The 17,722-nt window shown below is 71.8% G+C and carries 15 protein-coding genes; 4 read left to right on the top strand and 11 right to left on the bottom strand.

What is annotated here, in order from left to right; all coding sequences use genetic code 11:
• Window positions 1-24: 24 nt before the first annotated feature.
• The 8 genes from AYL44_RS00130 to AYL44_RS00095 form a co-directional block, all read right to left on the bottom strand.
• On the bottom strand, window positions 25-444 hold the full coding sequence (locus AYL44_RS00130) for an ATP-binding protein (protein WP_064001250.1): 420 nt from the start codon (window positions 442-444) through the stop codon (window positions 25-27).
• Window positions 434-766: an STAS domain-containing protein gene (locus tag AYL44_RS00125; RefSeq protein WP_064001249.1), complete on the bottom strand. Its 333-nt coding sequence runs from the start codon at window positions 764-766 to the stop codon at window positions 434-436. The genes AYL44_RS00130 and AYL44_RS00125 overlap by 11 nt, the downstream gene beginning before the upstream one ends.
• Window positions 751-2,745, bottom strand: coding sequence for a glycosyltransferase family 2 protein (locus AYL44_RS00120; RefSeq protein ID WP_064001248.1), 1,995 nt, complete (start codon window positions 2,743-2,745; stop codon window positions 751-753). Before AYL44_RS00120 ends, AYL44_RS00125 begins: the two co-directional genes overlap by 16 nt.
• The gene (locus AYL44_RS00115; protein ID WP_064001247.1) at window positions 2,742-3,917 is read right to left on the bottom strand and encodes a PP2C family protein-serine/threonine phosphatase; all 1,176 of its coding nucleotides are present in this window, start codon (window positions 3,915-3,917) and stop codon (window positions 2,742-2,744) included. The genes AYL44_RS00120 and AYL44_RS00115 overlap by 4 nt, the downstream gene beginning before the upstream one ends.
• A gap of 42 nt (window positions 3,918-3,959) precedes the next feature.
• Complete coding sequence (locus tag AYL44_RS00110; protein WP_064002396.1) at window positions 3,960-5,063, bottom strand: hypothetical protein; 1,104 nt, start codon at window positions 5,061-5,063, stop codon at window positions 3,960-3,962.
• A 77-nt stretch (window positions 5,064-5,140) separates the two neighbouring features.
• Window positions 5,141-6,688 carry a glycosyltransferase family 2 protein gene (locus tag AYL44_RS00105; protein ID WP_231872677.1) on the bottom strand — a complete coding sequence of 516 codons (1,548 nt, stop codon included), beginning with the start codon at window positions 6,686-6,688 and terminating at the stop codon, window positions 5,141-5,143.
• Window positions 6,685-7,359, bottom strand: coding sequence for a LuxR C-terminal-related transcriptional regulator (locus tag AYL44_RS00100; protein ID WP_064001246.1), 675 nt, complete (start codon window positions 7,357-7,359; stop codon window positions 6,685-6,687). The genes AYL44_RS00105 and AYL44_RS00100 overlap by 4 nt, the downstream gene beginning before the upstream one ends.
• Entirely contained in the window at window positions 7,352-8,620 is a 1,269-nt protein-coding gene (locus tag AYL44_RS00095) for an ATP-binding protein (RefSeq protein ID WP_082886043.1), read from the bottom strand. Before AYL44_RS00095 ends, AYL44_RS00100 begins: the two co-directional genes overlap by 8 nt.
• Window positions 8,621-8,733: 113 nt before the next feature.
• Between AYL44_RS00095 and AYL44_RS00090 the strand changes: the two genes are divergently transcribed.
• The 3 genes from AYL44_RS00090 to AYL44_RS00080 all read left to right on the top strand — a co-directional run bounded on the left by AYL44_RS00090 (window position 8,734) and on the right by AYL44_RS00080 (window position 12,087).
• Window positions 8,734-10,185 carry a PspC domain-containing protein gene (locus AYL44_RS00090; RefSeq protein WP_064001245.1) on the top strand — a complete coding sequence of 484 codons (1,452 nt, stop codon included), beginning with the start codon at window positions 8,734-8,736 and terminating at the stop codon, window positions 10,183-10,185.
• Window positions 10,182-10,517, top strand: a complete 336-nt coding sequence (locus AYL44_RS00085; RefSeq protein WP_082886042.1) for a hypothetical protein — start codon at window positions 10,182-10,184, stop codon at window positions 10,515-10,517. Before AYL44_RS00090 ends, AYL44_RS00085 begins: the two co-directional genes overlap by 4 nt.
• An 88-nt stretch (window positions 10,518-10,605) precedes the next feature.
• Entirely contained in the window at window positions 10,606-12,087 is a 1,482-nt protein-coding gene (locus tag AYL44_RS00080) for a serine/threonine-protein kinase (protein WP_064001244.1), read from the top strand.
• 216 nt (window positions 12,088-12,303) lie between these two features.
• Here AYL44_RS00080 and AYL44_RS00075 read toward each other — a convergent pair whose 3' ends face one another.
• The gene (locus tag AYL44_RS00075; protein ID WP_064001243.1) at window positions 12,304-13,302 is read right to left on the bottom strand and encodes an aldo/keto reductase; all 999 of its coding nucleotides are present in this window, start codon (window positions 13,300-13,302) and stop codon (window positions 12,304-12,306) included.
• Window positions 13,303-13,408: 106 nt separating this feature from the next.
• A complete protein-coding gene (locus AYL44_RS00070) occupies window positions 13,409-14,038 on the bottom strand; it encodes a DUF1684 domain-containing protein (protein ID WP_064001242.1) in 630 nt (209 codons plus the stop codon).
• 69 nt (window positions 14,039-14,107) lie between these two features.
• Here AYL44_RS00070 and AYL44_RS00065 point away from each other — a divergent pair, with 69 nt between their 5' ends.
• The gene (locus AYL44_RS00065; protein WP_064001241.1) at window positions 14,108-14,536 is read left to right on the top strand and encodes a hypothetical protein; all 429 of its coding nucleotides are present in this window, start codon (window positions 14,108-14,110) and stop codon (window positions 14,534-14,536) included.
• A 61-nt stretch (window positions 14,537-14,597) separates the two neighbouring features.
• Here AYL44_RS00065 and AYL44_RS00060 read toward each other — a convergent pair whose 3' ends face one another.
• On the bottom strand, window positions 14,598-17,711 hold the full coding sequence (locus AYL44_RS00060) for a S8 family peptidase (protein WP_064001240.1): 3,114 nt from the start codon (window positions 17,709-17,711) through the stop codon (window positions 14,598-14,600).
• Window positions 17,712-17,722 lie beyond the last annotated feature (11 nt).

Below are 17,722 nucleotides of genomic sequence, written 5' to 3'. Positions count from 1 at the left end.
CGCCCACCGACATCGATCCGCGGCTCACGCCGACGGGCGTCGCTTCCTGCGCAGGATCCAGACGTTGCCGTCGTCGGTCTCGTGACGCAGTTCGTCGAGGGCGGCGAGCGCGAGCGCCAGGCCCCGTCCCGATTCGGCGTCCGCGCCGGGCATGGTCACCTCGTCGAGCCGGATCAGGGCGGGATCGGCGTCGTCGGACATGACGGCGACCAGCTCGGTGTCGTCGGCCGACAGCCGGATCGACACGGTCGGACGTCCGTCACCCGCGGCATGTTCGACGACGTTCGTCGCGACCTCGCTCACGGCGAGGGCGAACAGCATCCGATCCTCGTCCGTGACACCGGGGACGTCCCGCCAGATCTGGTCCAGGGCGTCGTGGACCGCATCGACCAGCGCCAGCTCGGCCGGGCCGGTGACCTCTCGGACGACCGGATCACTGCCCATCGAACGCGGCTTCCGCGTTCGGGTACGCCCGGAGGACCCGGTCGAGGTTCGTCAGCGTCAGGACGCGGGCCACGGCCTCGGGGACGTCCGCGATCCGGAGGTCGCCGTCGGCGAGCCGAGCCGCCTTCAGGCCACCGATCAGGGCCCCGATGCCGGAGGAGTCGATGAACTCCGTGCGGGAGAGGTCGACGACGACCCGCGCCGAGCGTGCCGCGATCGCGTCGTCGACGGCGGCTCGGAAGCGGGCCACACCGGGCGCGGTGAGTCGTCCCTCGACCGCGACGACGGCGTACCCGTCGGCGGGTGTCACGGTGATGTCCACGGAGGCTCCTTCTGTTCGATGGATGCGGTGGGTTCCGCCGCGGCGACGGGCGGCTGGAACCCCTGATACCGAGCGGCTTGGATGAGCACGCTGAGGACGACGAGGTCGTACCCGACCCAGACGGTGTTGACGAGGGTGCCGGTACCGTCGGCGGTGCCCGCGAGGACGCGGCCGATCCCCACGATGGTCGCGATGGCGAGCAGGACCATCGCCGTCAGCTGCGGCCAGATCTCGCGCCAGGGCGGTCCGCCGGCCGCGCGACCGTCCTTGCGCGTCACGACGAAGTCGAGGGACTTTCCGAGCACCACATTCGCGAACGCCGTGACGCACGCGGCGATCCACACCGGGAACAACGCGAGCGAGTACTGCTGACCGCGCCACGTCTTGATCCCCTTGGCGACGACCACGAAGAGGATCTGGTTGACGATGAAGTACGGCAGGAACCGGGCGAAGAAGTCGACGGACCACGCGGTCACCGGCAGGACGCCGAGGAGCAGGTAGATGATCGGGGCGGCGAGGTAGATGACCGCGGCGAACCCGCTGAGGTAGCTCCACATCGTGCCGAAGTACATGAGCCGCTGCCCGACCGAGAGACCCTTCTTGCGCAGCGGGTTGTCGCGCAGCAAGACCTGCATGGTGCCCTGCGCCCACCGCAGCCGCTGCTTCAGCATCGTGCGCAGGTCTTCAGGGGCGAGACCGTGGGCGAGGATCTCGTGGTGGTAGACGCTCTTCCAGCCGAGCGCGTGCAGCTGCATCGCCGTGGCCATGTCCTCGGTCACCGAGATGGTCGCGAGGGGTTGGATGGGCTGCGCCTCGCCGGGGCGGTCGACGCGCACGGCTTCGACGAGGGCGTCGACGGCCGCGATCGTGGCAAGGGGCGACATCTCCCGCACCGACAGCGACTCGAGGGCGCTCTCGTCCACGACGAACGCGTCGAGCTCGGCATCGCGCTGCACCGCGAGCGCCGCGAGTTCGGCGACGTCCGCGCGGATGGCCGCCATGTCGGCGTCGACGAGGCGCCGCGACGCTGCCTGCACCTCCGCGTGGACGGCTGCGGTCACCTCCGCGATCGGACCGCCGAGGGCCAGCTCCGCCCGGGCCCGCTGCACCGCCTCGCCGAGTCGCCGGACCTCAGCGGTGATCTCCGGCGTCAGGGAGCGATCGGATGCCGTGCGTCGCAGCATCCGCTGGGACGCCTTCAGCGCAGTGACGACCGAGTCCTCGAGGTCGCGCACGTACCCGACGATGCCGAGCTGCATGAGCGCGTCGCGACGGAGGATCGCGTTGGACCCGCAGAAGAAGGCTGCGTTCCAGCCGTCCTTGCCCTGCTGGATCGGACCGTAGAACAGCGGCGCCTGACTCCCGAGGGGGTCCGCCTCGGCGACGTTGACGAACCACTGCGGCGTCTGCACGAGCGCGACCTGCGGGTCGTCGGCGAAGTAGCCGAGGGTGTTCTCGAGGATGAGTGGGTCGGGCACCTGGTCGGCATCCAGGATCAACAGGAACTCGCCGTCGGTCTGCAGGAGGGCGTTGTTCAGATTGCCGGCTTTGGCGTGGCGCGGTTTGTCCGCCCAGTCGGCCGACCGGGTGAGATAGCCGATGCCGGCCTCGCGGGCTGCCTGCGCCAGATCGTCTCGTGCGCCGTCGTCGAGGATCCAGGTGTGGTGCGGGTAGGTGATGCGCTTCGCTGCGAGGGCCGTCGCCATCACCATCTCGATCGGCTCGTTATAGGTCGTGATGAAGACGTCGACCGTCCCCTGCGGGGGCGACGTGGGACGCGGACGCTCCTTCGCCCGCCACATCGTCGCCGCGAACAGGATCGTGTCGACGAGGCTGTACGTTTCCGCTACCACCAGCGGCACGGCGATCCACCAGGCGTCCCAATTGACCGACGCGAGCCATCGCCAGAGCACGTAGTTGAGCCCCAGGAGCACCGACAGCAGCGCCAGCACGCGGATGGCGAGGAAACGCCCGCTCATGCGTCCCGCCGGACGACCATGAGGGTGACGTCGTCGGGGGCCTTCCGCTCGCGTGCGAGCGCGATGCCCTCGGCGACCGCACCCGCCGGACCCCACCGGCGGAGTGCGCGCAGCACCTGACCGAAGGGATCGTCGACGTCGAGGATGTCGAGGACGCCGTCGCTGCAGCACAGCAGGGCGTCGCCCGGCTCCAACCGCAGGCGCGCGGACGTGCGGGCATCCTCGATCCCCATCCCGAGCGGCAGACCGGTCGAACGCACGGGATGCCACGTGTCATCTGCCCGGACCACGAACGAGAGGGAGTGCCCGGCGTCGACGAGCTCGACGTCGCCCGTCGCGCCATCGACGTCGGCGACGACGGCGGTGACGAACATGTGCAGATCGGCGAGGTCGTCCGAGACCTGGCGATCGAGGTCTTCGACGGCGGCAATCAACGGACGATCACGGGCGGTGCGCAGCGAGGCGCGCACACCTGCGGCGATGAGTCCGGCGCCGATCCCCTTGCCCATCACATCGGCGAGGGTCAGCCGCAGCCGTCCCTCGTGCAGGTACCAGTCGTAGAGATCGCCCATGACGGAGCCGGAGGCGATCGCGTCGGCGGCGAGAGTGAAACCGGCCACCTCGGGCGCGCGCTTCGGCAGGAGCGCGCGCTGCACTTCGCCGGCACGGTCGAACTCGTGCTCCCGCGCGATCTCCGACTGCACCCAGAGCGCCATCTCGCGCAGGAGCTCGCGCTGGGGTTCCGTGAGCGTCCGGGGTTTCGTGTCCAGGATGCAGAGGGTGCCGATGTGTTCGCCGCCCGGCGCCTCTAGGGGCTGGCCCGCATAGAAGCGCAGGTGCGGATCGCCGACGACGAAGGGATTGCTCCGGAACTGCCCGTCGGATGCCGCGTCCTCGACGACGAGCATCGATCCCCGCTCGACCGTCGCGCCGCAGAAGGAACCCTCGCGCGGTGCCTCGCGTTCCCCGTCGAACCCCTGCTCGGAGAGTCGCCACTGCCGGTCGTCGTCCAGCAGCGTGACGCTCACCATCGGCACGTCGAAGATCTCGCGGGCGAGCCGTGTGACGCGGTCGACACGCTCGTCCGTCGGGTGATCGAGGATGTCGAGCTGCTCGAGCGCGCGCTGCCTCGCCGCTTCGCGCGCCGCCGCATCCACGTCCACCGTCGTCATCCCCCCACTCTCATATGAGTCTCCTGTGCGTCGCAACCGGGGTCAGGGCAGGGCGTCCGAGACCCGTCTCGAGATGTCAGTCATCCGTCCCAGCGTCGCCGCCAGCCAGAGCCCCGGTTGGTCGTGCGTGTCGGTGGCCTCGTCGGGGGCGGGCAGCGACGCGCCGTAGGCGTCGATGTCGCGCCACGCGGCATCCGTCCGCGCCCCCGTCTCGGCGTCTCCCGGCGGCGTCGCGAGCAGGTCCGCGACGGACCTCATCGCCGTGGCGAGCGCCTGCGGATCGCCGTGCCGCTCGTCGAGCCGTTCGTGCTGCGCCAGGACGTCGAGCAGGTCGCGGGCGAGATACGTCGCGCGCTCGAGACCCCACCACCGCTGCGCGTTCTCGTCGTGCACACCGCCGACACCGCGGGCGCGGATGTTGGCGCGCTCGGACCGGGACGCCTCGTCGACGTCGGCGGACACCGCGATCGACAGTTCGGCGAGCGCCTCGCCGTCCTCGCGCAGCACCCCGGCGTCGGGCCGGCCCTGGGCCACGGAGTCCGCCGCACGGTCGAGCGCGGTGGCGACGGCGGCGCGCAGCTCGGACAACCGGTCGCGCGCCGACTGCAGGTACAGCGGCGGCACGAGCACGTAGTTCGCGACGACCCCCACGAGCACCCCGAAGGCCATCGTGGCGAGGTACGAGGACGAGAAGCCGTCGGGATCGTTCTTGCTGAGCAGGAGGACGAAGAGCCCGGCCAGAGCCACCCAGTCCCGGCCGACACCGAGGGCACGGATGCCGCCGACCGCCACGCCGACCAGCACCACCGCACCGACGGCGACGATCCCCGGAGCGCCCGAAGCGACGATCGCGAGGCCTCCGAACCCGACCGCGATGCCGCAGGCCAGACCGACGAGCGACTGGACGCCCGCGCGGGCGGAGTCCGCCACGGTCGGGTACATGCTGACGAGCACACCGAGGGGGGCGTAGTAGGAGTAGTCCGCGTCGGCGAACGGGACGAGGGGCGCGAAGAACCACGCCACCGCAGCCGCAACCGCGGTCTTGAGCGCGAGGATCAGTCGTCGCGGCGTGAACACGTCGCCTCCGGCCCGACGCACGCCGAGCGCGACCTGCGCCGCGGTGCGTCGAGGAAGCGAGGGTGCCATGCCGGAACGGTAGCCGCGCACACGCCGCCCCCGCGGCCCCCTTGCGTCCAGGGCGGCGGCGTCGTAGCCGTCCGCGATCAGCGCGTGAGTGCGCGCGGCAGTCCGGGCGAGACAGCGGCGACGCCCGTCGACCCCCGTCGCGCGCTCAAGGTCCGCCGACGCCGAGTCGGCGGGGCGTGGACGTCCGAAGGGGTGGGGTGGCGAAGCATCCCCCAGGCGAACAGCGCGGCGAGGGTGGCCGGCACGACGGGGCCCGCCGCCGCGGCAACCGATCCCGACACGAGGACGGCGGTCACGACCAGGAGGGGTACGAGCACGATCTCGTCGCGGAGGAGCGCGACCGCCGTGATCGCCCCCGGTCGGGAACGTCGCTTCGGGGTCACCCAGAAGGTCGCGCGTCGACCGAGGGCCGTCCGGATCACGGCGGCGAGGACCACGAACGTCGTGGACGCGTACAGCAGGCCGGCGATCAGCGCGAAGGCGACACCGGCGGCCGGGCGCTGGGACCGCGCCCGGCGGACGGCTTCGGGGAGGAGCGGAGCCGCTGCCGCGACGGCGGAGACGATCATGCCCCAGACCGGCGGCGGCGCGCCGAGGCCCGCCAGCGCCGCCCCGGTGATGAGCGTCGCAGCGCCCGCGAGCGCCGTCACGGGGACGAGCGCCGTCTCGAGCGCCAGATCGAGGCCCTCACGCAGCCGCATTCCACGCATCCGCCCGGGATGCCGCAGGAACTCCACCGCTCCCTCGGCGGTCTTGCGCAACTGCACCCGGAACGCCGCGTAGTCGATCGGGTAGTCCTCGGAGAAGCCGACGTCGGCGTCGACGATCCGCCAGCCCCGGCGACGCAGCCGGACGGTCATGGCGAGGTCCTCCGCGACGGCCTCGGGGAAGCCGCCGACGTCCTCAACGGCGGCAGCCCGGACGAGCGCGCCGCGCCCGAGGAACGCCGTCACTCCGTGGGCACCCCGGCCACGTCGGGTGACGCCGAGGTGGGTCGCGAGGAGGGGACCGAAGTAGCGCGCGAAGCGACTGCGGCCGGGGGATGCCGCCGGTGCAGCCTGGGCCACCGCGACCCCCGGGTCGGCCAGGACCGCGCTGCACACCCGCGCCACGCCGCTGCCCAGGACGACGTCGCTGTCGCAGATCAGATACGCGTCATACCGTCCACGCAGCCGGGCGATCCCGGCGTTGAGGTTGCCGGCCTTGAAACCGGTCCGCTCCGGGCGCCGGATGGCGGTCCATCCGTGCGCGGCCGCGAGGGCATCGACCCGCGCCATGACTTCCGGCTCGCGCGAGTCATCGAGGAGCACGACGTCGACCGGCAGGTCCTGTCGCGAGCTGCGGACCACCGCCGCCGCATCCAGATCGTCGCAGACGCAGACGAGCAGGGCGATGCGATCGGGCCGCGCGCCGGCGGTGGGATGCGGGACACGCTGCGGAGACGACGCCCGCAGCCACAGCGCGACGGCCCGCCCGCCGGAGATCCACGTGAGCGCGCTCGCCGCGGCGAACGCGATCGCGAGAGGCGAGTTCTGCGCGGCCGCCCACATCACCAGCGGCACGGCGAGGGCGACCCACACGGCACCGACGACCAGGGTCGAAGCGCGCGCCGTCCAGCCGCTCACAGGAGGCGCCGTTCGGATGCCCACACGGTCAACTCGTGTCGCGACGACAGTTGCAGCTTCCGCAGCACCGACGAGACGTGGGTCTCCACAGTCTTGACCGAGATGTAGAGCTCCTGCGCGACCTCCTTGTAGGAGTAGCCGCGCGCGATCAGCCGCATCACCTCCTGCTCGCGCCCCGAGAGCCGATCCAGTTCGTCGTCGACGGCGGCCGTTTCGCCCGCCGCCGCACCGAAGGCGTCGAGCACGAAACCCGCGAGGCGCGGGGAGAACACCGCATCCCCGTCGGCGACCGCGCGCACCGCCCGGCTGACGTCGGCACCGGACGACCCCTTGGTGATGTACCCGCGGGCGCCGGCTCGGATCACGCGGACGACATCGGCCGCGGCATCCGACACGCTCAGCGCGAGGAAGCGCGCCGGAGTGCCGGCCGATCCGAGGATGACGGCCTCGCCGCCCAAGGAGGCCGCGGCGCCGCCCCCTCCCGGCAGGTGCACGTCCAGCAGGACGACGTCGGGGCGCTCCGCGGCGATGACCGCCACAGCGCTCTCGACGTCGGCGGCCTCGCCGACGACGTGCACCGACGCGTCGAGATCGGCCCGGAGACCGGATCGGAAGATGGAGTGGTCATCGACGATGACCACTCGCAGCGGTGCGAGGCCCGACTCAGTCACGCCGTGCCCCTGACGTCGGCATGCTGAGTCTGACCTCGGTGCCGGTCACCTCGGGGACCGATCGGATGACGGCGGAGCCGCCGACCCGCCGCATCCGTCCGATGATCGACTCGCGGACCCCCCAGCGGTCCGCCGGCACAGCTGCCGGGTCGAACCCGTCACCGCGGTCCCGGATGAACACGTCGACGGCGGATGCCGCGCCCTCGATGTACACCGAGACGTCACCGCCCGCATGACGCGCCGCGTTGAGCATGGCCTCGCGCGCCGCGGCCGCGAGTTCGCCACTGGCTCGCTCGGCGGAGCTGCCCGTCGAGACGACGTCGATGCGCACGGGGAAGTCGAGCTCGAGCGCCCCGGCGTAGTCGCGCAGGTCGGTGGGCAGATCGCTGTCGGCCGGCGAGTCGCCGTCGTACAGCCAGGCGCGCAGCTCCCGCTCCTGTGCGCGGGCGATGCGGGACACCTCGCTCGAGGCCTCGGATCGATTCTGGATGAGCGCCAGAGTCTGCAGGACCGAGTCGTGCAGGTGGGCCGCCATCGCCGCACGCTGCTCGTCGCGCACCCGCCCGATCCTGTCGTCGACGAGGCGCCGCCAGGCCTGGAGCAGAGCGGATGCAGCGATAGCCACCGCACCCGCGACGGGAACGACGAGGTCACCGAGCACCGCACGCCCGCCCCGCTGCTCCGCCGTCGGGACGACGATCATCACGACGACGGCGAGCGCGAGGGCAGAGAGAGTGCGGACGATCGCCGCGTGACGGGGGCCGCGGGCGGGGTCGTCCCGATCAACGGCGCCCGCCCAGACACCGGCGGAGGTCGCGAGGACCGTGACCGTCCAGACCCAGGGCAGCGTCGACCAGAACCTAAAGCTGTACCCCGTCAGCTCCCCCGTCCGAAACCAGACCCAGAGCGACCGCCCGTCCGCCGCGGAGAGCAGGAGGCCCGCGAGCGCAGCGCCCGCCCCCGTCAGCAACACCCAGGCGACGGGAACGCGGCGTGTGGGCGTCGTGTCGCCGGCGCGCATCGGCATCAGCGCCCAGCACCAGGCGTAGAAGAGCAACCCGACGCCGCACAGGCCGGCCAGGACGAACAGGACCCGCACCCGCAGTGCGGAGACCCCGAGATGGTCCGCGAGTCCCGCCGCGACCCCGGACACCGCCATCACCCGCGGGCGGGCGAGCGGGATGCGGTGGGGCCGCCGCGCGGGGCGGGCCGGGCGCACCGGACGCACCGCGGCATCCGACACGGTCGAGAGGGAGGACATGTCCACATCACACCATCTCCCACCCGGGACGACCATCGCCCGGAAGGATGATCAGGGACGGATCAGGGTGACCCCCGATTCCGACGGATGCCGCACCCCGGCACGATCGGAGCATGGAATCCCAGCCCACGCTCGCTCCGCCTGCCGACGCGCCGCCCCCTCGACCGAGCCGCGGCGATCGCTTCTTCGGCTGGACCTCGTCTCTGGGGGTCGTGCGCGCCGACGGCTGGTTCGGCGGCGTCGCTGCCGGAGTGGCCGCACGCTGGGGCGTCGACCCGCTCATCGTGCGGGGCATCCTCGTCGTCCTTGGTGTGATCGGGATTCCCATCGCCCTCCTCTACGGTGCAGCGTGGGCCGTCCTCCCCGACGCGGACGGCCGGATCCCGGCGCAGGAGGCCCGTGACGGCCGGTTCCACGCTGGGCAGGTCGGTGCCGCGATCTTCGTCGCCGCATCCTTCGTGCCGTCGCCGATCGGGCTTCTCCTGGGGCTCCCGGCATCCTCGGTCTTCGCCGGGGTGGCTTCGGATGGCTTAGCCGCCGTCACGGTCATCGTCGCATCCGCCGCGATCCTGTTCGCCGTGATCGTGGCGCTCCTCCCCCGCCGACGCGTCGGTGCGACGCCGCCCCCGCCGCAGCCTGACGCGAGCGACCCCGTGGACGAGCCCGACCGTCCGGAGGAGCCTGCGGCACCCGGCCGGGAAGCGGACGACGACGAACTCGCCCGGTGGCGCGAGCAGCACGCCGAATGGAAGGCGCAGGACCAGGCATGGCGACGGGAGCAGCAGGATGCCGCTCGCGCCGCCCGCGATCAGTTGCGGCGCGAACGTCAGGAGCGCACCGCGGCCTTCGCCGCGGAAGCCGCCGCACGCCGGCGGGAGCGTCAGACGGTCGCGCCTCGTGCGCCGCACGCTTTCGTGGCACTCGCGATCGGTGCGGCCCTGATCACCGGCACGATCGTCGCCCTGACCGCGCAGGCGGCGGATCCGATCGCGTCGGGCCTGTTCGTCGCGGCCCTCGTCCTCGCGGGGGCGATGACGGTCGCCGGGATCCTGCGCCGTCGGAGCGGATTCCTCGCCTTCGTCACGACCCTGACCCTCGTGGGCGGCCTGGCGGCGACGGGCTTCACCGTCGCGCGCGTACTCCACCTGGGGAGTTGGGGGATCTCGAACGTCGAAGGACCCTTCTCGTCCGAGGCCGACCCCTTCGTGCAGCCCTGGGGTGACCTCTCGATCTCGCTCCAGGACACCGGTGAGGAAGGGATCATGCGGGTGGAGAAGCGATCCGGAGCAACCAGCGTCTACATCAACAACCGCGTGAGGGTCGACGTGACGATCGTCACGGAGACCGCCGCCGTGGGGGTGTCGACGCCCTCTGAGGGATGGGTCGATGTCGGCGTATTCGAGGACGTGGTCCGGACGACGACACCGGACGGCCGGACCCGGTACTCGTTCACCCTGGGCAGCGAGTCCGCGCGCACCACCGAAACAGTCGTGATCGAGCAGGACTCCGGGTACATCGACCTCAACCCGGAAGCAGACATCGCCCCGGAAGGACCGTCCTCATGACCGACGCGCACAGCGACATCGACGCCGGCCCCGACACCGCGGCATCCCCTGTTCCCGGTCCTCGCATCCGCTGGGCGGCCGTCGTGTGGGGCATCGCCTTCGCGGCGATCGCCGCCGCCGGGTACGCCGTCGCCGGGTCCGCCGCCGCGACGGACACGCTCACCGACACCCTCGCGAGCGCCGAGCCGGGCGGCGCGATAGCGGTGCTGCTTCTCGTCGTCGGCGCCCTGGTCACGGTCGGGGCGATCGCCGGACTGCTGCGCGGCGCGCAACGTTCGCTCGGACGCCGCGCCATGCACCAAACGAGCCCAGAGTCAAGCCGCCAGACCTGAATCCGTAGAGGTCATACCGTCGGACTGTCGCGCCGCAGGCGACGTACCGACGGGCCCGCCGCAGCCCGGAACACCCGCAGGAGTGGCCGTGACCGAACCGCCCGCCGAACCGATCACCTCGGGGATGCTCGATGGGCGCTACGTCCTCGGGCGCTGCGTCGGTCAGGGCGGCATGGCGCGGGTGTACCGCGCTGAAGACGTCGTCCTGGGTCGCACCGTCGCGATCAAGATCATGCGCACCGAGGCGGAGCATCCCGCGATCCCGCCGCGTGCGCGCACCGAGATGTCCCTGCTCGCGTCCCTGAACCACCCGTCACTCGTCACGCTCTTCGACGCGAAGGTCGTCCCTGGCCAGCCCGAGTACCTCGTGATGGAGTTCGTCGAGGGCACGTCGCTGGCCGTCGCACTGCAGGACGGCCCCCTGGATGCCGCCGAGACCGCCGGCATCGCCGCGGAACTCGCGTCGGGTCTCGACACGGTCCACCGTGCGGGCATCGTCCACCGCGACGTCAAGCCGTCGAACGTGCTGCTCGCCGCCTCGACGACGCCGGGGCGCAGGTTCTGGCCGAAGCTCGCCGACTTCGGTGTCGCCTACCTCGCCGACAGCACACGGCATACGAGCCCTGGCACGGTCATCGGAACGGCCGCGTACCTCGCCCCCGAGCAGGTCCGCGGCGAACCCGCCGGTCCCCCCGCCGACGTCTACGCTCTCGGTCTGCTGCTGCTCGAGACGATCACGGGCGACCGGGCCTTCCCCGAGGCGTCCGGGATCGGTCGTGTCATGGCCCGCCTCGTCGAGACCCCCGAGATCCCCGTGTGGCTCGGCCCCGAATGGTCGGAGCTGATCGCGTCGATGATCGCGCGCGAGCCCGCCGACAGACCCACCGCGGCGCAGGTGGCCTGCCGCGCCCGCTCACTCCCCCGTGACGTCGTCCGCCCGGCGCGGCCCGCCACCGCCACCCTCGACGAGGACACGCAGGCGTTCGACGCGATGGCCGCGGCACCCGCGGTCGTCGGCGCGGCGTCCGCGCCGACCGCCCTGCAGGATCACGTCCCCCGCACCCGCCGCGCCTCGCGATCGGCACGTCGCACGCGGCGGATGCGCGTCTGGCTTCTCGCCGGCGCGGCGACCGCCGTCGTCGCCGTCCACATCCTCGTCGGCGCTCTCTGGGCCGGCGGCACGCCGGGTGAGGCGCCCGCGCCCGAGCAGACGCTGACCGAGCCGACGACACCGGCCCCCGCCGAGCTCGTCGCGGACGACGACAGCGACTCCGCCGTCGTCACGGTCGATCAGCCCGACGACCAGACGTCGACGACGGATACCCCGACCCAGTCGGTCGCGCCCGCGCAGCCCGCATCGGGCGTCGCTCCCGCGAACACTCAAGACGCCGGTGACGAACCGAGCCAGCGGGCGCAGGACAGGGCGAACGAGAAGGCGAAGGAGCGCGCCGCGGACGAGGCCGCCGTCCACGGTAAGACCCCGAACGTCGGCAAGGGTCAGGAGAACGCGATGGATAAGGACAAGAACGGCAAGAACGACAACGGCAAAGGCAAGGGCGCGAAGGGATGAACCGCGTCACACGGGGACACCGGACGTCATCCCGGGTCATGACCCGACCGCCGGTCGGAGCCTTGGGTTAGCGTGAGGTCATCGCGACGGTCCGGGTGGTCCCGGGCACCGGGTCATACCGGATGTGAAGCGGGTTCGACTCCCGCCGTCGCGTCGGAGGTCTGATCGATCGAAGCGCGAGGTCGACCGACCTGGGCCTGGACCGGACAGCCTCTGTCAGTTCCCCTTCGTCAGATCCGGAGCGAGTCCTTCGGCGTCGAGTTCGACCCACAATTCATCGGGAATGTCCGTCGTGCGCCGGTCGATGCTGCTCTCGACGTGCGCCGCAGTACGCATCCCGATCACCGCGGAGACGACCGCCGGATGCCGCAGGGAATACTGCACGGCGGCAGACGGGAGGTCGACGCCGTGCGAGCGGCAGATCGCGGCGAGCCGGCGAGCGCGGGCGAGCATTTCGCACGACGCCGGCGCGTAGTCGAAGTGGGCGTCCGGGCTGATCTCCGTCGAGCTGAGCAGCCCCGAGTTGTAGACCCCGGCGGCCACGACGGCCACCCCTCGTCGGGCCGCAAGCGGCATCAGATCCTTCAATCCCGTCTGGTCCAGGAGCGTAAGCCGCCCCGCGAGCATCACGACGTCGAGGTCGTGCGCCTCGATGAACCGAGCCGGCATCGCCGACTGATTCATCCCGGCGCCGACGGCACGGATCACACCCTGTGCGCGCAGATCGAGGAGGGCAGGCAGCGCCTCGCGTGTCGCCTGCTCCTCGTGGTCGTCGGGATCGTGGAGGTAGACGATGTCGATCCGGTCCGTGCCCAGACGGGTCAGGCTGTCCTCGATGGACCGCTTCACACCGTCCGCCGAGAAATCCCACTCCCGGCGGACGGATGCCGGCACGACGAATCCCTCATCGTCCTGACGGTCGGCGGTGTCGGGGCTGTCGACGAGCAGGCGACCGACCTTGGTGGAGATGACGATCTCATCGCGCGCGGTGTCCGCCAGCGCTCGCCCCAAGCGGCGTTCGGACAGACCCAGGCCGTAGTGCGGGGCCGTGTCGAAGTAGGTGATGCCGGCGGCACGCGCGGCGTGGACCGCCGACGTCGATTCGTCGTCCGTCGTCGCGCGATTGAGGTTGCCCAGCTGCGCGGCCCCGAATCCGACGTCGCTGACGGGCACGTTGCCCCGGATCGAGCGGGAGGGGAGCGCAGGGACGGCCATCGATCACCGATTCTTCTGGGGCTGGGGGCGGGGAGCGACGGCTGGGCAGAACGCCGTCGACGACCCAATCTATCGGCGTCACGAAACAGCCGGCGCCCAAAGATGCTCAGGATGCGGCGTACCGCTCGCCGACCGGGACCTCCCGGGCCAGCACATTGCCCGGCTGCGCGAGCGGGCACGCCCATGCCGGGTCGTACGCGCACGACGGGTTGTAGGCGAAGTTCAGATCCAGCACGATCGTGCCGGCCGCGGCATCCGTCCCGAGGTCCGCGCCCTTGATCGTGTCGATCAGATAGCGCCCGCCGCCGTACGTCCCCCCGGCGACGCCGGCGAGGCCGTCGCGGAGCGGGATGAAGACCCCGCCGCCGTAGGTCGTCAACCGCCAGACGTCGAGGCTGCCGACCTCCGGCAGGTCGACGACCGCGATGCGCTCGAACGGGACGACGCCGTCGGTGCCGGTCGGGAACTCGAATCCGCCGGGTTCCGCCTCGCGCAGCGGGACCTCGAACCGCCAGGCCGGGTCGTACGGCGCGACGGGCAGCCCCGCGAAGCCGTCGCGGTCCTCGGGGAGGAGGGGGCTGGCGGGATGCCGCGCGAACAGGTCGTCGCGCTCCGCCCGCCACCGGTCGTGCGCACGTCGCGGATCGCCGGCCGCCCGCACCTCCGCGTACAGGGCGAAGACGCGACGACGCCAGTCGGCGACCTCGAGGGCGGTGCGTGCCGGAGCGCTGGTCATGGCTTCAGGCTATGCGGCCGGCACTGTCTCCGGGCCGGATCCCGGCGTAACCTCGCCGGGAGGAGAATCATGCCCGCACCACGCGCCGTCCTCGCCGCAGCGATCCTGCTGTCGGCGCTCACCCTGGCCGCCTGCGCGACGGAAGGAACCTCGATGCCCTCCCCCGGCGACACGAGCGACACCAGCCCCTCCGCACGACCGCCGTTCCGCACGGCGAGCCCCGCCCCGCTCGGCCCGACCGGATCGCCGGCCGACCTCCCGCCGGCCAAGTGGGAGGCGATCGTCGCCGATCTCGTCACGCGCGGAGTGGCCGGCGAGCCCGTCCTCGTGTCGGCGGAACGGGTCGAGTTCTCGGACGGCTCGCTCGGGTGCCCCTCCCCCGGCATGTCCTACACGCAGGCGATCGTCGACGGTTATCGCGTCGTCGTGCGGGCGGACGGCCGCACGTTCGACTACCGCTTCGGGTCGGGTGACGAGCCCCGCCTTTGCGAGCGCTGACGACGGATGCCGAAAGGGGCGGCGCGTCCGCTGACGCACCGCCCCTCTCGTGGATCCGGCCTTACTTGACCGGGACGAGCAGCGCCTCGTCGGCGCCCGACTCGTTGTCGACGACGACCACCATCGCGCCGAGCGGCTTCTGCGCCGCGTAGGCGGAGGCGTCCGTGCGGACGGTCACCGAGGCCCGGCCGCCCTTCGGCACGACCTCGTACTGCCCGTTGGTGATCGCGGGATCGCCCGGGTTGTACGTCGCCGTGCCCGCGAACGCGTCGCTGCCGTCGGTCGTGAGGCTGAACGACTGCACGGTGTAGTCGAACGGTCCGGTGATCTTCAGATCGGCGAGGTTCACCGGCAGCAGGATCGTGCTGCTGTCGGTCGGCGCCTGCGCGAGGAACCCGCTCGGGGTGAGCGCGCCCGTCTTCACGTTCTGCACGAACACCTCGGCGACACCGTCGACCGAACCGCTGCGCACGGCCCCGGAGTCGTACGAGAACACGACCCAGTCGGGCGTGCCGTCGCGGTTCGAGTCGATGACGACGTCGAACTCGTTGCTCGCGGCGTTCGACCACCGCGAGTGCGTGTTCACGGCGAAGACGGCCAGCTGGTCACCGCTCGCGGTCGCGAACGACTGCACACCCGCGGCGCGCAGGTCGTAACCCGTGTCGGCGATCGCCTTCGGGGCATCCTTCTTGTCCGTCAGACCCCAGGTGTACACGTCCGCTGCCGCATCCAGCGCACCCTTGCGGTTGCGCAGGTCGAGGACGTGGTCGGCGTCGGCCACGCGGCCGCGCGAGCTGAGCGAGCCCTTCACCGTCACCTCGCTGTTCGAGCGCGGGACGAGCAGGTAGGGCACGCGCAGGGTCGAGCCCGGCGAAGTGAAGACGACGTCACCCGAGATCTCGGCGAACGAGAACTGGTCGTCTGCGCTCAGCGAGCCCGGCACCGAGGACGCCGGAGCGGACACCGTCACCCGGACGCTCTCCGTGCGACCCGGCTTCACGGTCACCTTCTTGGTGCTCGTCGTGACCTTCGCCTTCACCGACTGGGGCGAGGCCTGGGTCGAGACCGTGAAGGTCACGCTCTTCTTGCCGTCGTTGCGGACGGTGACCTTCTTCGTCCCGCCGAGCGTCGAGCTCGACTCGTCGAAGCCGAAGCTCAGCGCCGCCTCGCGCACACGACCGCTGTCGGTGCGGAAGCTGTCGCCCGTGGCGGTCACCGTCGTCCGCACCGCCTGCGCGGTGTCGACGAGGCCGACGCCTCCGCGGGTCGGGTTGATCCGCGCGACGCCGTCGGGGTCGGCGGTCGAGACGATCGCCGCCGAGATCCGCTCGGTGTCCCACGTCGGGTGCGCCTGCACCGTCAGCGCGGCGACGCCGGCGACGTGCGGGGCGGCCATCGAGGTGCCCGAGAGCACCGACGCGTCGCCGCCCGTGCCGACGGCGACCGACGAGATCGAGACGCCCGGCGCCGCGACGTCGGGGCTGATCGAGCTGTCGCCGCTGCGCGGACCGGACGAGCTGAACGAGGCGTAGTCACGGAACGCGGGGTTCGCGATCTGCGCCGCCTGGACGGTCACTGCCGCGCCCGAGGTGAAGGCCGCACCGTCGGACGAGCGGACGCCGAGGAACGGGATCGTGACCTCGAACGGCGTGCCGTCGTCGGGGTTCTCCGTGATGACGCCCTCGTACGGGGGCAGGTCGTTCGTGGAGTTCACCATGACGACCGCCTCGGCTCCGGCCTGCTGCCCGAAGATCGGCTTGGCGGCGCGGGCGCACGTGCCGCGTTCGACGACGGCGATCTGTCCGCCGCCCTGCGTGATCCCGGCACGGGTGTAGTCGGATACCGCGCACCCGAGCGCCTCGTTGGCGGTGGTCGCGGGGTCGTCGGTCAGTCGCTCGACCGTCAGCTGCCCGACGTCGTCGAGCGCGGCTCCATTGGCGTTGATCGCCTGGACCTTCTTGCCGCCGACCGTGAGGGTGGCGCCGGGGAAGGATGCCGTGCTGTCGACGGCCGACACCGCGATGACGCCGTCACCGCTGCCCGGCGAACCGGTGAGGTACGGGCTCGGTCCGGAGTTGCCGGCCGACGCCACGACGACCACGCCCGCGCCGACCGCGTTGGCGGCGGCGACGGCGCTCGGGTCGTCGCCGCGGCCGAAGGACGAGCCGAGCGACATGTTGATGACGTCCATGCCGTTGTCGACGGCCCAGTCGATGGCCTGGATGGTGACGTCGGTCGAGCCGTCGCAGCCGAACACGCGGACGGCGTACAGGTCGGCCTCGGGCGCGACACCCGGTCCGACCCGGAAGTCGACGGACGGCGTCGTCTCGTCGTACGGACCGGTGTAGGTCTTGCCGTCGGCGGTGACGCCCGATCCGCCGGTCGTGCCGGCGACGTGGGAGCCGTGACCCTCGCAGTCGAGGGGGTTGTTGTCGGGCTTGGGGATCAGGGCGTCGCCCGTGCCGCCGGCGTCGTAGTCGTCACCGACGAGATCGATGCCGCCCTTGACGCGCGGGGCGCTCGGCCCGAAGAGCTTCGGGTCGGCGGGCGCATCCGAGGCGGCCGCCGCCTTCTCGTAGGCCTCGACCGTGCCCGGGCCGCCGAAGCCGGCGTGGGTGTAGTCGATGCCGGTGTCGATGATCGCGACCTTGACGTCCTCACCGGTGTACCCGGTGCTCTGCCAGACCGAGGGGACACCGAGGAACGGCACGGAGACGGCGTTGTCGAGTTCGTGCGTCACGACGGGGTGGACCGCGACGACACCGGGGAGCGCGGCGACGTCGTCGAGCTCGGCGGCGGGCACGGTGGCCTGGATGCCGTTGTAGGCGGACTGCATCTGCGCGCGGATCTTGCCGCCGCGCTGGGTGATGTCGCCGCGGATGGCGTCCTGCGCGGCCTTCAGGTCCTTCTTCACGTCGGTCCGCTCGGTCTTGCTGAGCGAGCGGCCTTCCTCGGCCTCGACGACGGCGACGGGCTCGCCCTCCATCTCGATGACGACCGACACCTGCCGATCGGGGTCGATCGCGGCCGCCGAGATGTCGCTGTCGAGGGCGCCGGTCGACGTGCTGCGGTCGAACCGCGCGGTGGGATCGTCGTCCGGTGTCGCGGCGAGGGCCGCGGTGGTGGGCAGTGAGAGCGCGAGGACGCCCGCAACCGCCAGGATGCGTCGGTGCAAGGGGGGACCGC

The sequence above is a fragment of the Microbacterium oleivorans genome (assembly GCF_001644225.1).
In the GTDB taxonomy this organism is placed as follows: Bacteria; Actinomycetota; Actinomycetes; order Actinomycetales; family Microbacteriaceae; genus Microbacterium; species Microbacterium gawkjiense.
The sequence above is the reverse complement of the archived record's forward strand: the minus strand, read 5'-3'. Positions and strand labels throughout refer to the sequence as shown.